Origin of the sequence: Oligella ureolytica DSM 18253, assembly GCF_000373745.1 — a bacterium.
GTDB lineage: Bacteria > Pseudomonadota > Gammaproteobacteria > Burkholderiales > Burkholderiaceae_B > Oligella > Oligella ureolytica.
Genome location: NZ_KB892287.1, coordinates 39,094 through 54,784 on the forward strand (window position 1 = coordinate 39,094; position 15,691 = coordinate 54,784).

Here is a 15,691-nt window from a genome sequence, read left to right on the forward strand (position 1 = left end):
CATACATAGTCAAAAATAAGGCAGAATATAGCATGGTATTTTTTCTTACTCACGCGCGAATAACGATAGGAATTTTAGGGTTGACGCATGAATAATTTGCAAATTACGCTGATTGTCATTGGCTTGGTCTTTATTGGCTTGGTCTTGCTATACAACTGGTGGCAGGACCAACAAGCACAAAAGCGCTTGAATCGCCATTTTAACCAAAGTGATTCAGACCCTTTGTTGGATGGTCAGGCGGGTAATCAAAACCGTACAGCACCGTTGCAATCAACCCCTCGCGTTATTTCTAATCATCCCGATGGACCGAGTTTAGGGCAGGTCGATGAGCCGCAGGATGATGAGCCTAAGATGTCGTTTGGACCTGCTTATGATGACTCGGATGACTCACATGACGAGACTTCCGTTGCCGTCGCGCCAACGACGCAACCCTTGGCGCCCGAAGCAAAAGCTTCTCAAGTTGAACGACCTCAGCGTGTCACCGCGACTGATGAGTTGGGCCCAGATCCGATGACTGAGGCAGTCGTTGATTTGCGATTCGAGCAAGCGGTGAGTGGTCGTGCCATCATAGAGCAAGTGATGCGTTTTCCGGCAGCCGATGATAAGCCGATTCGCTACTTTGCCGAAACTGAAGACGGCGCCTATCATGCAGTGATTCGCCCCGATGTGATGTATGTCGCTTTGCAGATGGCCGTGCTGATGTCTAACCGTTTGGGTCCGTTGCAGGACGTGCATTGGTCTGCCGCTATGATGATTGCAGATGAAATGGCCCAGCAATTTGATGCAGATGTCGAGGCACCTTCATTTAAGGACATCGAGAACCGCGCATTGGATCTTGATGATCTATGTGCTTCTTTAGATGCTCAAGTCGGTTTGACGTTATTACTCGAGGGACCACAGCCCATCAGATCGGTCGCTGAGATTGCCCGTAAGCGCGGTTTTGTTGAGTATAGACAGACCTTGGCTTGGCTGAATAACCAGGGCGTTGCATGCTTTTATATGCTCTTTGACGGTCTTGCTTTAAATCAAGTTGAATCAGCCAGTGTTGAGCGTGTTGAGCTTTTATTAGATGTGCCTAATAGCCCGGTTGATGAGCATGCCTTTGGTAAGATGGTCGGCGCAGCACGAGATTTAGCAGCGTTACTACGTGCAAGCATTGTTGATGACCACAATCAACCGCTTGAGCATGATGACTTGGTAGTTTCCGTCGATGCACAGATTTATGAGATTTATCAGCGACTTGAGGAGTCCGGCTTAAGTGCAAGTTCTGAGCGCGCGCGCCGTGTTTTTTCTTAAGCGCTTGAGTGTGTTTTTGTATTCAGCCGCGGTTATTTGACTGCGGCTTTTTTGATTAAATGTTATGACTAACTCCGATTTACAACAAGAATTAGAGCAACTTTATCGTGAAATTACTCGTCATGATTATGCCTACCATACGGAAGACGCACCAACAATCTCTGATGCAGAATATGATGGTTTAGTCCAACGCGTATTGGCTATTGAAGCAGAGCACCCCCAGTGGATTAAGCCGGAATCCCCTTCACAGCGTGTCGGTGCTGCCCCCCTTGATGCCTTTGAAACAGTGCAACATGCCATGCCGATGCTGTCGCTGAATAATGCATTTAATAACGAAGAGGTTGTTGCCTTCAATCGCCGAGTTACCGATAATTTACGTGCACAGAATTTGCTGTTGGCAGGTGGCGACATAGAGTATTTGGCTGAACTGAAGTTTGATGGTTTAGCGGTGAGTTTGCGTTATGAAGAGGGCCGTTTAGTCCAAGCAGCTACCCGTGGTGATGGTACCCAAGGTGAGGATGTCACGCTTAATATTCGTACGATTAGATCGGTGCCCCTCACATTAAACGCAGAGGTTGTACCTGCTGTTTTTGAGGTGCGGGGTGAGGTCTTGATGCATCGGGATGATTTTTATAAGCTGAATGCTGAGCAAGAAAAACGTGGTATCAAAGCATTTGTTAATCCCCGTAATGCAGCGGCAGGTAGTTTGCGTCAGCTTGACTCTAACATTACCCGTCGTCGTCATTTGCGTTTTTATGCCTATGGCTGGGGTGAGGTTGAGACAACCGAGCAGTTACCGACAACGCAGTCAGCCATGATGGATAAGCTCAAAGACTTCGGTTTTGTTATTTCTCCAGAGCGTGAAGTGGTTAAAGGGACTGAGGGCTTATTAGCCTTTTATCAAATGATAGAAGCTAAGCGCGCTAATCTGCCTTTCGATATTGACGGTATTGTTTATAAGGTAAATAGTTTACACTTGCAAGACGCATTAGGTTTTATTTCCCGTGCACCACGTTTTGCCTTAGCGCATAAGTTTGCTGCGGAGGAAATGCAAACACTATTAGAAGGTATCGAAATTCAAGTTGGACGCACAGGTGCGCTAACACCGGTAGCCAGGCTTAAGCCGGTATTTGTCGGTGGGGTGACAGTGACTAATGCGACACTACACAATGAGGATGAGATTCGTCGTAAGGATGTACGTATTGGAGATACCGTCATCGTGCGCCGTGCGGGTGATGTGATTCCTGAGGTGTTGGCGCCGGTGCTTGAGTTACGCCCCGAAGGAGCAGTGCCGTTTCAGATGGTCACGGAGTGTCCTGTTTGCGCGTCGGCGATTGAGCGGTTACCGGGAGAGGCCGTCTGGCGTTGTACCGGTGGTTTGTTTTGTCGTGCTCAACGGGTCCAAAGCCTTATTCATGCAGCAAGTCGTAAGGCCTTAGATATTGAGGGCTTGGGCGATAAATTAGCAGAGCTTTTAGTCGAAAAGGAATGGGTCAAGTCACTGGCGGATTTATATCGTCTTCGAGCAGAGTCTATTTCTACCTTAGATCGCATGGGGCCTAAATCGTCACAGAACCTCATCAATGCCATTGAGAAAAGTAAAAATGTGAAGCTCTCCAATTTTATTTTTTCACTTGGCATACGTCATGTGGGTGAAGCGACGGCGCGAGAGTTAGCCGCTCATTTCGGCAGTATGGCGGCATTATCGCAAGCGACCATTGAAGAGCTGCTGACACTAAATGACGTGGGTCCGGCAATTGCTGAATCCATTAGGCACTTTTTTGATGAGAAGCATAACCAGCAGGTGATTCATGAACTTGCGGAATTGGGTATCAATCCGATTCATGAGGGCCGTAGCGCTTCTCCTATGGTGGCTGGAGCAGGTGATTCAGCGATAAATGCCGATGTGACAGCTGCTGTTGCCGGTAAAACCTTCGTGCTAACTGGTACCTTGCCTAATTGGACGCGTGACGAAGCATCTGATTACTTACGCGAAGCGGGTGCGAAGGTGACCGGTTCAGTGTCCAAAAAAACGGATTATGTGGTGGCCGGCGAAGATGCAGGTAGTAAGTTAAGAAGAGCTGAAGAGTTGGGCGTGACGGTACTCGATGAAGATGCCTTAAAGGCTTTACTGGGAATGAGCTGACAATCTCTTCTTTACTTTTGCTTAAAGTGAGTAATGACTCCTTTATAGCAAACATGCCTCCATCTTAAAAGATTGGAGGCATGTTTGCTTTTACTTTGCTAAATTGGCTAAAAGAAAGGCATTACTTGGCTTTTTCTTCTGCTTTTTCAGCTTTTTTATCTTCTTCTGATTCAACTACCGTAGCGGCTTCACGTAAACTTTCAACGTAGGCTTGAAGTTTTTCTTGTTGAACCATTTGCTTTAAGCCGGGAGAGGCTTCTTCTTTGCTGGGTGCTTCAACAGCGCGTTCGTCAAGTACTTCGATGATATGCCAGCCGAATTGGCTCTGTACTGGTTCTGCTACGATCTCTTTCACCTTGGCGTTGCGTACGGCTTCGGCAAACTCAGGAACAAAGTTGTCAGCCTCTGCCCAGCCCAGATTTCCACCTTGTTTGCCTGAGCCAGCGTCGACAGAGTTTTCTTTGGCAGCAGCTTCAAAATCAATTTTTTTATCTTTGATTTGCTTAAGAAGGTCTTGTGCTTTTTTTTCATCGGCCACTAAGATATGACGGATGTTGTATTCTTTCGCTTCTTTAGCATCGGCAACAAGCTCTTCATAGGCCTTATCAATATCAGCGTCAGAAGGTGTGTTGTCCTCCATCCATTTAGCAATGAGGGTGTTAATTAAAATCTCTTTGCGAGAGTTTTCGATTAACATGCGTGTGTCAGGATCCTCGTCTAAACCTTGCTTAACAGCTTCTTGGGATAAAACCTCACCGGTAATCAATTGGTCTAAAATTAATTTGCGATTTTCAGGGGTATCCTCCATGCCGCGTGATGCCATGGCGCGTACCATGGTGTCAATTTCTGCTTGAGGAATAGGCTGGCCATTCACTGTAGCAGCGTTTTGAGCGTATACAGGGAAGGTTAATGCGACAGCTGCCGCTAAAATTAAGCGTTTCATAGATATCCTATCGATTGTTGTTGTCAAATTTATAAGTTAAAGCTTATTCGTCAGAGCTTGAAAGATTCAGGGCTAGTGCATGAATCGGGAAAGGCATCAAGTCCTCAAGGAGCTCATAAACCATTCGCTGACGCTGCACGCGCGAGACGCCGTCGAACTTCGCTGAACGCATCGTCACGGTGAAGTGGTTAGCGCCATCACGATTGCCTGCGTGCTGTGCATGCAAATGTGAGTCATTGAGCACTTCCAGCTCAATCGGCTCTAATACAGCCAAACGCTGACGAATCACATCGACTCGCTCTTCAGGTTTAGGTGTATTTTCAAGATCACTCATATATATCTCCATAAGTTCTAATGTTGATGGACAGTCATTTAAATAAAAAGTTCACTTTTGAATAAATAACTTTTATGCCTGACTGTCATCGTCTTGCAGGTACTTAGCAAGCATCAATGATTGTCCAATAACAAAGACGATTAATAGGACAGTTAAACCAAATACTTTAAAAGTAGCCCATTGGTCGGTTGTAAAGTAGCCGGAAAATGCGACAAAAAGATTAAGTATACCCATAAAGACAAAAAAAGCAGACCAGCTGTAGGCCAGTTTTGTCCATACCGCTTCGGGGAGGGTAATTTGGGTGCCCATCAGGCGCTTGATGACGTTGTTTTTGAAGAGCAATAAGGCACCTGAAATAACGATCCCAAAAGCCCAATACAGGATGGTCGGTTTCCACTTGATAAAGCTTTCATCTTGTAGGTAAATGGTGAGACCGCCAAAAAGAACAATCACTATCAAATTGAGCCAATGACTGCTTTCGATTTTTTTTTGTCTAACTTTTAACCAAAGGATTTGTATCACTGTAGCGGCAATCGCAACTTTGGTGGCTAAATAAATATCCCCCATTTTGAGGGCGATAAAAAATAGGATTAAAGGGAGAAAATCGAAAATAATTTTGTTCATAAAAGGTTCTTGTAAGGATTGAAACGCCAGACTCCTAGTTTATCAGACTGAGGTCGCGCTTTTTCTGCACTTAACTACTTTTAGCTGCGAATTCATTGCCTGTTGATGGAGTTACTATCTTAGGTTGGTTTTTCTTTATGGACTAATACCATATCTTTTAATAAGTTACAAAATCTTTCTGGTAAAATTAATCCTTTATTCACAAAAATAACGATTAGATGGAGTACAAATGAAATCTCTAAAACTCACTAAACTAAGCGTACTGGTATCCTCCTTATTGGCAGCGGGTTCGATCATGGCTCAAACTCAAACGGTCAATGTTGGTGTATCAGTATCTGCTACAGGCCCTGCGGCCTCGCTTGGTATTCACGAGCGTAATACGGTCGATATCGTTCCCACCAAAGTCGGTGATGTAGAGATTAAGTATTTTGTCTTAGATGATGCCACCGATACAGCACAAGCCGTTCGCAATATGCGTAAGCTCATCAGTGAGCAGCGTATTGACGTCATGGTAGGCAGTACCGTTACGCCGGGTTCCTTGGGTTTGGTCGACGTCGGTGCAGAGATGAAGGTGCCGGTGATTAGCTTGGCCGGCAATGCCGTCGTGGTTGAGCCTCAAGAAGGGGCCAAGGTTTGGGCATTTAAGACGCCACAAAATGATGCTTTAATGGCGACTGCGATTCGACACAACATGGAAAAGCAGGGTATTAAAAAGGTCGGTTATATCGGTTTTGCCGATGCCTATGGGACCAGCTGGCTGTCAGAGTTGGAAAAAGCACTTGAAGGCTCAGGTATCGAGGTTGTTGCACGCGAGAGTTTTGCACGCAGTGACACCAGTGTGACTGGTCAGGTGATGAAATTAATTGCTGCTCGTCCGGATGCGATTGTCATTGGTACTGCCGGTACACCGGGTGCTTTACCACAAACAGAGTTGATTCAGCGTGGCTTTAAGGGCGTGACCTATCATACACATGGCTCTGCAAACAATGATTTTTTACGTGTTTGCGGTCGTGCATGTGAGGGGGTGATTCTTCCGGTCGGTCCGGTTGTTGTGGCCGATCAACTCGATCATTCTCACCCGTCAAAAGTTGGTGCACTTGAGTACATCAAGCTTTATGATGATAAGTTTGGTGAGGGTACTTTCAACAGTTTTGGTGCTCATATGTGGGATGCCTCGGTGTTAATCAATGCAGCAATTCCTGCCGCTATTGAGAGTGGTGAGCAGCCGGGTACCGAGGGCTTCCGCGTAGCGATGCGTGATTCTCTGGAAAATCTTCAAGAGGTTCTGGGTGTGCACGGCGTCTTTAATACGAGCAAGGAAAATCATAATGGTATGGATGAGCGTGCTCGCGTCGTTATCAAAATTGAAAACGGTAAGTGGGTCTACGATCCGGAACTCGAGTGATGTGAGTCGTGATTAAAAGACGCCAGGTTTTTTAAACTTGGCGCTTTTTTAATCGTGTTATCTTTATTTTTCAGTTAGTGCGACTTTGTTACTCATTTATTTCTAAAAAAACTTAGTCGTTGTTTGTAGCTTTTTAAGCGATATCTTTTTAACAAGTGCAATAGTATGAATTGGGAAATTGCCAAAATCCTCACACAGGATGGTTTGGTCACAGGGGTCATTTATGCCCTGATGGCAGTAGCATTAGTGCTCGTATTTGCAGTTACACGGATCACCCTGATTGCTCAGGGTGAATTCGTTTCTTTTGGCGCGTTGACATTTGCCATTATGGCCAATGGCCAAGTCCCTGCTACGATTTGGCTTCTGCCTGTTTTTGGAGGCATTATCTTACTGCTGGATCTTTATCAGTGCTTGATTCGAAAGAGCAATGGTTATCGGCGGATTGTTAAAAGTTTTATTTTAAATCTCATTTTGCCGTTACTTCTGGCGTTTATCGTGCCACCTATTTTGGCCACAAATCCATCGATTTGGGTTAAGGCTTTATTAACCATGTTGCTAATTGTGCCCATCGGTCCAATGGTGTATCGTCTAGTGTTTTTACCCGTCGCCGAGGCACCTGGTTTATTGCTGTTAATTATTTCTATCGCGCTGCATTTTGCGTTTGTCGGTCTCGGTCTGGTGTTTTTCGGTGCCGAAGGCTGGCGTGTATCAGAGCCTTTCTTTGACGGAACGGCCGAATTCTTCGGTTTGATGTGGTCTTATCAAAGTCTCTTTGTGATTGCCATGACGATTTTTATTATCGTCGGTCTATATTTCTTTTTTGAAAAAACAATTTATGGCAAGGCATTACGTGCCACGGCTATTAATAGAAAAGGGGCCCGTTTGATGGGTATCAGTACCAGTTTAGCGGGGTATATTTCTTTCTGGATTACTTCCTTTATCGGTGTGGTGTCAGGAATTTTGCTGGTGTCGTTTATTACTATTACCTACGAAACCGGATTTATGATTGGTCTTAAAGGCTTTGTTGGTGCCATTATCGGTGGTTTAGTCAGTTATCCAGTCGCTGCCATTGCCGCCGTGTTAGTTGGTGTCATCGAGGCATTCAGTACGTTTTGGGCGAGTGACTACAAAGAAGTGATTGTCTTTTCTCTCGTGGTGCCGGTGCTATTGATTCGCTCTTTAACTAGTAAAACGCATGGTGAGGAGGACTAAGATGAATCATACAACGCCTTCTCAAGAAGTTATGAAAGAAGAAAAAGTACAGATGCATAAGCATAAGCTAAGGAAATTTAATCCCTTTGTGGCGGCTTTTATTATTGCGCTGATTATCTTGCCACAGCTATCCATGGTGCCGGAGTTCTGGATTAACCAGATGAATAGTATCGGTATCTCTGCCATTGTGGTTTTTGGTTTGGTGATTTTGACCGGTTCTGCCGGTATGACTTCCTTTGGTCAGGCCGCTTTTGTCGGCATTGGGGCGTATTCAACTGCTTACCTGACGGTGACTTTAGGTTATTCACCTTTATTAGGTTTGCTTGTCGGACTGTTTATCACCGGCGTCGTTGCTTGGTTTCTTGGTCAGGTCACGCTGCGTTTATCAGGTCATTTTTTATCGCTTAGTACGATTGCCTTATGCTTGGTGTTTTACTATTTATTCGGCAATATGAGCTTTTTAGGTCGCCATGACGGGTTACCGGGCGTACCGGCGATTGAGTTTTTAGGGATATCTTTGCAGCCGGCGCGTAATAACTTCTACCTCATCTGGTTCTGTGTATTACTGACATTATGGCTTAGCCAAAACCTTTTAAATTCCCGTACCGGACGAGCTGTGCGCGCGTTAAATCGTGGTGAGGGGATGGCGCGTTCTTTTGGTGTAAAAACCTTTCATTACAAACTGTTGGCTTTTGTCTATGCGGCCTTATTAGCCGGTCTCGCCGGTTGGTTATATGCCCATGAGCAGCGTGCCGTTAGTCCAAGCACGTTTGGTATTAATTACGGTATTGAATATCTCTTTATGGCGCTGATTGGCGGATTCACCAGTTTATGGGGAGCGATTTTTGGTGCGGCCTTGATCCTCATTTTACGAGATCAAATTCAGAACATTGCTCCTAAGCTGATTGGTAGCAATGTCAACGTTGAAATGGTCTTTTTTGGGGTCATGATGATCCTCATTCTACAGTATGCACGCAATGGCTTAATCCCTTTAATTGTGCAGTGGATTCGAGGACTAAATGATAAACAAAAAGCAAAAAATGCGTTAACCGATGATGTGCTTGATGAGCCTAGTGCCACGCGTTTGGCCTATGGCGTCGAACGCTTACGACTTAGTGCACCGGCCACGTCATTAGCGCCAAGAAAAAACAGATTCCACGCTGCAGAGGGTGAGGCTATATTGCAGGTGCAGCATATCCGCAAGGAATTTGGTGGTCTAGTTGCGGTCAATGATATTTGTTTTCAAATTAAGTCCGGTGAGATTATGGGCTTAATTGGCCCTAACGGCGCAGGTAAAAGTACCACCTTTAATCTACTCACCGGCGTGTTACCCTTGACATCCGGCAAGGTGCTGTTTCATGGTCAGGATATCTCAAATTGGCCGGCCCATCGTATTGCCAGAATGGGGATTGCTCGCACCTTCCAACATGTGCAGCTATTGCCTGATATCAGTGTGGTTGAAAACGTGGCGCTTGGAGCTCATTCTCGTGCTAATACAGGAGCCGTACAGGCGGCTCTGCGCCTAGACAATGAATCAGAGCATCAACTGCTGGAGGAGGCCATGAAGCAGCTCAAACGTGTTGGTCTTGAGGACTGTGCGTTATTGCCGGCCGGTGGTTTATCACTTGGGCAGCAGCGCATCGTAGAAATTGCCCGCGCGCTTTGCTTGGCTCCAAGTTTCTTATTGTTGGATGAACCGGCGGCAGGTTTGCGATACAAAGAAAAAGAAGCGTTAGCCGCTGTGTTGCATGCCTTACGCAGTGAGGGTATGAGTATTTTACTGGTTGAGCATGATATGGATTTTGTGATGCGACTGACAAATCATTTAGTGGTGATGGATTTCGGTACGCAAATTGCCGAAGGAACACCGGCAGAGGTACAGACTAATCCTGCTGTATTGGAAGCGTACTTAGGGGGTGTAGCAGATGAGTAATCAGACGAGTACTGAGCTTTTATTAGATGCTCAAAATATCTCAGTCTATTACGGCCAAGTTCGAGCCGTAGATGATGTCAGTATTAATATCCGTCCTAGCCAAATTGTGACGGTAATTGGTGTAAATGGGGCCGGTAAAAGCAGTTTGATGAATGCCATTATGGGTAATTTACCGACCAATGGCCGTAGCACAGGCAAGGTTAATTACTTAGGTCATGACGTCTCAGCGCTGGATGTAGAGCGTCGGGTTGCCCGCGGCTTGAGTTTAGTGCCTGAAACACGTGAACTCTTTAGCTCAATGACAGTGGAAGATAACCTGATCTTGGGGGCGTTTAGATTTCGTTCCGACAAAGAGGGTGAACGACAGTACAAGCTAAAAGATATTTATGAGCTGTTCCCACGTTTGAAAGAGCGTCGTACACAATATGCGGGTACCTTGTCCGGTGGTGAGCGTCAAATGCTTGCCCTAGGCCGTGCTTTGATGACAAATCCCAGCTTATTATTATTAGATGAACCAAGTTTAGGTTTAGCTCCTTTGGTTGTGCGCGAGATATTCCAAATCATTCAGTATCTACGAGAAGAGGGGGCGTCCATTCTACTCGTAGAACAAAACGCCCGTGCTGCTTTGCAAATTGCAGACTACGCCTATGTATTAGAAATGGGGCGTTTAAATTTGAGTGGATCAGCTTCAGAGCTGCTCAATCATCCGGGTGTCATTGAGAGTTATCTAGGTCTTGGTAGCGGCAATAAAGAACGCGTATAGTTGTTTTCACAAACCTAAAATAGTCAAAAGTAAGCCCTTCTATCATTAGAATAGAAGGGCTTACTTGTTTATCTGCTTTGATTAGGGCTGCTTAGTTAGCACCTAAGAGCTCCGGTAAAGCAAGAGAGATAGCAGGTACATAGGTAATCGCGATTAGGAAGCCTAAAAGGATTAATAACCAAGGCATGGCTGCCCTAATGGTACGCGTAATCGGCATCCCGGTGACCGCTGAGGTGACAAATAAGTTTAGACCGACAGGTGGAGTAATTAAACCGATTTCCATATTCACGACCATGATGATACCAAAGTGAATCGGATCAATACCCAGTTGTACGGCAATAGGGAAGAAAATCGGTGCCATAATTAAAATAATGGCTGAGGGTTCCATGAAGTTACCGGCAATTAATAAAACCAGGTTAACAACAATCAGGAACATCCATGGCTCTAACCCTAGACCTAAGACCCATTGAGAAATAAGTTGAGGGATTTGCTCGGTGGTTAGTACATGTGCAAACAACATGGCATTGGCAATGATGAACATCAGCATCACGGTCATTTTGCCGGAATCAAGCATGACTTTTGGTAAATCTCTGATCCCCATGTCTCTATAAACGAAGAGGGCAATAAAGGCTGAGTAAACTGCCGCCACTGCTGCCGCCTCGGTCGGAGTGAACATACCGCTGTAGATACCGCCCAAAATAATGACAATCAGCAATAAGCCCCAAAGTGATTGTCTTAAGGCTCTAAACCACTCAAAGAAAGAGGCGCGTGGCTGAGCAGGCAAATTCTTTATGCGGGCTACGATATAAATGGCAACCATTAAGGCAAGACCTAATAAGGCGCCTGGAACCACCCCTGCGATAAACATTTTACCGACCGATTGCTCAGTTGCTGCGGCATAGACAACCATCACAATAGATGGAGGAATGAGGATGCCAAGGGTACCGGCATTACAAATAATGCCTGCGCCGAATTCAACCGGATAGCCGGAGCGAACCATACCGGCAATAGCGATTGAACCTACGGCAGCAACCGTTGCCGGGCTAGAGCCTGAAAGAGCTGCAAAAAGCATACATGCTAATACAGAGCCAATCGCTAAACCGCCGCGTATATGACCTACGCAGGCATTAGCAAAGTCGATTAAGCGTTTGGCAACACCACCCGTCGTCATAAATGCCCCGGCAATTAAGAAGAAAGGAATGGCTAATAGAGTGTAATGCTCAGATGTCTCAAACATCTTGATGACCAGACCGCGAACGGAGTCCGGACTAAAAAACATAATCGTAATAGCGCTGGATAAACCTAAAGAAATGGCAATGGGCACGCCAATTAGCATGAGGCTAAAAAGTAGCGCAAATAAAATTAAAATCGTCATTATTTTTGCTCCACTGCTGAATTATTTTCGTTGTTATTATTTTTCTGATGGGCAAGCTCTTCTAAAGCATCTTTTGCTTCATTAGCCAAGCCTAGAGAATCTTGTGTACCTTGAATCAAGCGGTAGCCAATTTCAAGATAGCGAATAATAAATAAAATAAAACCAATGGGTACGATAATGGTCACATGCCAGCGAGCGACACCAAAACGATCAAGTCCGTTGGTGAGTGTGCCATTTTGCTGAAGAGTCTGCACCCATTCAATGCTATAGAAAAGCATGATAAATCCGTAAAGCAGGCAAGCGCCTAAACCGATAAAGGCTAATATGCGTTTGGTACGGCTTTGAAATAAATTGACTAGCGCGTCAACACCAATGTGGCCGCCAATGCGTACGCCGTAGGACATGCAGAAGAAGATTAACCAAGCAAAACAAATAGCGGTAAATTCATTTGCCCAGTTTAATGATGAAGCGGTATCCATAATAAAATCACCGATTGCATCACAAAAGTCACCAAAGCCGGTGTCCATAAACCTGCCGCCTAAACCATAGAACGGTACGTACAAGTTATTAAGCATTGTGTAAATAAAGGTGACTAACGTCATCGCTGAGAGGATAAAGACAATAAGAAACTTCTCAAGTTTTTGCCAAAGACTATCCATCTTGCGGTAAATATCGATAAACATAAAGTTTTTCCTTTTACCTTATTCGTTCGGAAAAATTGTGAGTTTTGAGTTTGGAACTCAGCGTGAAATGTATTTTATAAAAATGCCCCCTGAGGATTGCTATGCTTAGGGGGCTATATCACTTACTAAGTAAATAAGGAAAAAAGAGGTAATTAACCCTCGTTAGCGCTAACGGCAGATTGGATTAAATCAGCACCGATTTCGCCTTCGAATTTTTTCCAAACCGGCTGTACCGCTTCACGCCATTGCTCACGCTGCTCAGGTGTAAGCTTAATGATTTCACTGGTGCCGGCATCAATAATGCTTTGTTTGTCTCTTTGATTAAGCTGTTCGGCCATTTTATTTACTTCAACCGTCACTTCAGCCATGACCTCGTCAAGTGCGGTACGCACGTCAGAGTCTAGGCCATTCCAGAAGTTAGAGTTAGTAATTACCATGTAGTCGATAATACCGTGGTCAGACTCAGTAATGTACTTCTGAACCTCATGAACTTTTTGTGAGTAAATATTTGAGTAGGTGTTTTCAAAACCGTTGACCACGCCGGTTTGTAGTGATTGATACACCTCAGCAAAGGCAATTTTACGTGGATTAGCGCGTAAAGCAATAAACTGCTCTTCCAGTACGTTGGACGCTTGTACACGGAACTTAAGGCCGCGAGCATCACGTGGTACACGGAGTGCTTTGTCAGCAGTCAATTGCTTCATGCCGTTGTGCCAGTAAGCTAAGCCGGTGATGTTTTTTTCTTCCATGCTTTTTAGGAGAGCTTGGCCGTCATCGCTTTGTTGGAAGCGGTCTACTGCAGCGATGTTCTCAAAGAGGAAGGGTAAATCAAAAAGCTGTAATTTTTTCTGATAGTGCTCTAACTTAGAGAGTGAAGGTGCTAACAAATGCACGTCACCTGATAATAGTGCATCCATCTCTTGACCATCACCATATAGTGAGGAGTTAGAGTAGACCTCAATCTTTACTTTGTCGCCTAAACGCTCTTCTGCTTTTTGTTTGAATAAAAGGGCGCCTTGGCCTTTGGGTGTGCTGTCGGCTACTACGTGAGCAAACTTAATCACAACAGGTGATTGTGCATGGGCTGTTCCCATTAATCCGGCTGCAGATAAGGCAAGCGGTAAAACTAGGGATTTGAATGTTATTTTCATCTATGTCTCCATCCATGGGTAAATAAAAGTCGTAACTAATAGAAACATCGTGTATTAAGATTAATCACAACTTGAATTCATAATCTTACTTTAATTTTGCGATGATGTACACGACTGATGTTGTGATTTTATGCTACTTAAGTCACTACGAGGTGTAAATTTATTACGTCACCAATTACTTAGCAATTTCGTTTATTTAAAGAGGTCCTTTAATTATTTAATAGATTAGGGATAATACTGAGTCTTTTTGAGGTGAAAATGACACCGTGTTTTTGAATTTTTGTGTAAATTACCACACAAAAAAGACGATAAGATGAAAAGTTATTGACACATTCTATAATCTCGCATATAATCTTTTTCTTAGGTTGTTTGAGAGGCTCTTTAGCTCAGTCGGTTAGAGCGACGGAATCATAATCCGCAGGTCCCCCGTTCGAATCGGGGAAGAGCCACCAACTACTTAATACGCGCCCGTAGCTCAGTTGGATTAGAGTACTTGGCTACGAACCAAGGGGTCGTGGGTTCAAATCCTGCCGGGCGCGCCAGATTCAAAGCCTTCATAGTATAAACGCTATGAAGGCTTTTTTGTGTCCGTTTTTTCGTGTCCGTTAATAAAGAGCTGTAAATTTATTAAATACATCAGCGCGTTAATGCGGACCGTTACTTGCGCCCTGTCAACAGATTCAGCTTGCCCTTTGTAGCATAAGATTCAAAGATGCTCAATTTTGTTAGTCTTGTAGTAATTTATTTCTAGGCTTGCTTGCCAATACCCGAGAAACTACACTGTTTATCTATTTTGTAGATAGCATAAGCGTGGCAAATCACTCCAAATTTGCTGCGCAAACTATATAAACAGATGGTTAAGCTGCCGCTGCTCGTTCTCATGAACTGAGCCTTATTCGATAGTAGTTCACCGTCCTTAATCACCTGTTTATCGTCTTCGTCATATACCTTCGCCACATACGGCAGTCGTTTATGTATGGTTGCATTTAATGAGTAGCCTTGTGAGTTAGAGCCAATTGAGAACAAAACCTATACTTCGCATAGCGTGCATCACGGCTATTTCTTTAGTGTTGTCCGGGTGTGGTAGTTTGTTTTCCGGTACCGGTCCTGCGAAAAGGCAGGTTTTTACCAAAATGCGCGGAAAGCCTCGTGGTTTAGGGCGAGGGTGAATAGCGCGGACGGCAACGCCGTCCTTTGAGTCTATGGTGGCGTTTGCTGTTGCTCGATATACTGTCGAATGACTTCAATCGGCGCGCCGCCACAGCTTCCAGCAAAATAACTTGGCGACCATAAAGCCCCTTTCCACAGTTTCTTTTTAATGTTGGGGTAGTTCTTTTTTCGGATAAGAAGACTGGATATACCCTTTAGACTATTAACCAGTTTTGATATGGCAACTTGGGGCGGGTAGTTCACTAATAAGTGAACATGGTCGTCCCCTCCATCAAACTCTACTAACTCGGCCTCAAAATCAGCGCACACACTAGCGAAAATTTCCTGAAGGTCGTTAAGGATGGCTTTTGTAAATACGTCACGACGGTATTTAGTCACAAAGACTAGATGAACGTGCATATTAAAAACGCAGTGNCTACCGCGCCTAATGTCATTGTTTTTCTCCATAGACCAGAGTATGATTGATTGATGAAACGACTTCAAGCTTTTAAATACGAACTCATGCCAAACGGCGAACAACAGCGCGCCATGCGCCGTTTCGCTGGGTCGTGTCGTTTTGTATTCAATAAAGCGTTGGCGTTGCAACAAGCTCATTATGCCGAAGGCAAAAAGANGTTGTCTTATAGCGATTTGTGTAAACACCTAACGCAGTGGCG

General features: G+C 44.8%; 14 protein-coding genes and 2 tRNA genes. 9 read left to right on the forward strand and 7 right to left on the reverse strand.

Translation table 11 applies throughout. The features are described from left to right. Nucleotides 1-87 precede the first annotated feature (87 nt). Both B092_RS0103380 and ligA read left to right on the forward strand, forming a co-directional pair. Nucleotides 88-1,296 carry a cell division protein ZipA C-terminal FtsZ-binding domain-containing protein gene (locus B092_RS0103380; protein WP_018573836.1) on the forward strand — a complete coding sequence of 403 codons (1,209 nt, stop codon included), beginning with the start codon at nt 88-90 and terminating at the stop codon, nt 1,294-1,296. A gap of 64 nt (nt 1,297-1,360) precedes the next feature. Then, complete coding sequence (ligA, locus tag B092_RS0103385) at nt 1,361-3,442, forward strand: NAD-dependent DNA ligase LigA (protein ID WP_018573837.1); 2,082 nt, start codon at nt 1,361-1,363, stop codon at nt 3,440-3,442. Nucleotides 3,443-3,563: 121 nt separating this feature from the next. On the opposite strand, the gene B092_RS0103390 is transcribed toward ligA, so the two are convergent. The 3 genes from B092_RS0103390 to B092_RS0103400 form a co-directional block, all read right to left on the reverse strand. Then, a complete protein-coding gene (locus B092_RS0103390; protein ID WP_018573838.1) occupies nt 3,564-4,385 on the reverse strand; it encodes a peptidylprolyl isomerase in 822 nt (273 codons plus the stop codon). Nucleotides 4,386-4,428: 43 nt separating this feature from the next. Further along, on the reverse strand, nt 4,429-4,719 hold the full coding sequence (locus B092_RS0103395) for a BolA family protein (RefSeq protein WP_018573839.1): 291 nt from the start codon (nt 4,717-4,719) through the stop codon (nt 4,429-4,431). Nucleotides 4,720-4,791: 72 nt separating this feature from the next. Further along, entirely contained in the window at nt 4,792-5,343 is a 552-nt protein-coding gene (locus tag B092_RS0103400; RefSeq protein WP_018573840.1) for a septation protein A, read from the reverse strand. 229 nt (nt 5,344-5,572) lie between these two features. Between B092_RS0103400 and B092_RS0103405 the strand changes: the two genes are divergently transcribed. From B092_RS0103405 to B092_RS0103420, 4 genes are all read left to right on the forward strand, one after another. Continuing rightward, nucleotides 5,573-6,748: an ABC transporter substrate-binding protein gene (locus B092_RS0103405; RefSeq protein ID WP_018573841.1), complete on the forward strand. Its 1,176-nt coding sequence runs from the start codon at nt 5,573-5,575 to the stop codon at nt 6,746-6,748. Between the two features lie 165 nt (nt 6,749-6,913). Further along, nucleotides 6,914-7,960 carry a branched-chain amino acid ABC transporter permease gene (locus B092_RS0103410; RefSeq protein WP_018573842.1) on the forward strand — a complete coding sequence of 349 codons (1,047 nt, stop codon included), beginning with the start codon at nt 6,914-6,916 and terminating at the stop codon, nt 7,958-7,960. Between the two features lie 52 nt (nt 7,961-8,012). Further along, nucleotides 8,013-9,893, forward strand: a complete 1,881-nt coding sequence (locus tag B092_RS0103415; protein WP_232244301.1) for a branched-chain amino acid ABC transporter ATP-binding protein/permease — start codon at nt 8,013-8,015, stop codon at nt 9,891-9,893. Then, entirely contained in the window at nt 9,886-10,656 is a 771-nt protein-coding gene (locus tag B092_RS0103420; protein WP_018573844.1) for an ABC transporter ATP-binding protein, read from the forward strand. The genes B092_RS0103415 and B092_RS0103420 overlap by 8 nt, the downstream gene beginning before the upstream one ends. Nucleotides 10,657-10,747: 91 nt before the next feature. Here B092_RS0103420 and dctM read toward each other — a convergent pair whose 3' ends face one another. The 3 genes from dctM to B092_RS0103435 all read right to left on the reverse strand — a co-directional run bounded on the left by dctM (nt 10,748) and on the right by B092_RS0103435 (nt 13,865). Next, nucleotides 10,748-12,031: a C4-dicarboxylate TRAP transporter large permease protein DctM gene (gene dctM / locus B092_RS0103425; RefSeq protein WP_018573845.1), complete on the reverse strand. Its 1,284-nt coding sequence runs from the start codon at nt 12,029-12,031 to the stop codon at nt 10,748-10,750. Beyond that, nucleotides 12,031-12,714 (reverse strand): TRAP transporter small permease, encoded by a 684-nt coding sequence (locus B092_RS0103430; protein WP_018573846.1) that lies wholly within the window; start codon nt 12,712-12,714, stop codon nt 12,031-12,033. Before B092_RS0103430 ends, dctM begins: the two co-directional genes overlap by 1 nt. Nucleotides 12,715-12,866: 152 nt before the next feature. Further along, on the reverse strand, nt 12,867-13,865 hold the full coding sequence (locus B092_RS0103435) for a TRAP transporter substrate-binding protein (protein WP_018573847.1): 999 nt from the start codon (nt 13,863-13,865) through the stop codon (nt 12,867-12,869). Nucleotides 13,866-14,240: 375 nt separating this feature from the next. On the opposite strand from B092_RS0103435, the gene B092_RS0103440 reads away from it, so the two are divergent. Further along, nucleotides 14,241-14,317, forward strand: a tRNA-Met gene (locus tag B092_RS0103440). Nucleotides 14,318-14,329: 12 nt separating this feature from the next. Beyond that, nucleotides 14,330-14,407: transfer RNA gene (locus B092_RS0103445), tRNA-Arg, on the forward strand. Nucleotides 14,408-15,065: 658 nt separating this feature from the next. On the opposite strand, the gene tnpA is transcribed toward B092_RS0103445, so the two are convergent. After that, nucleotides 15,066-15,482 carry an IS200/IS605 family transposase gene (tnpA, locus tag B092_RS0103450; RefSeq protein WP_026253575.1) on the reverse strand — a complete coding sequence of 139 codons (417 nt, stop codon included), beginning with the start codon at nt 15,480-15,482 and terminating at the stop codon, nt 15,066-15,068. Between the two features lie 21 nt (nt 15,483-15,503). Here tnpA and B092_RS14910 point away from each other — a divergent pair. After that, nucleotides 15,504-15,691, forward strand: a 188-nt coding sequence (locus B092_RS14910) for a helix-turn-helix domain-containing protein (RefSeq protein ID WP_156813064.1), incomplete at its 3' end; no start/stop codon positions are given.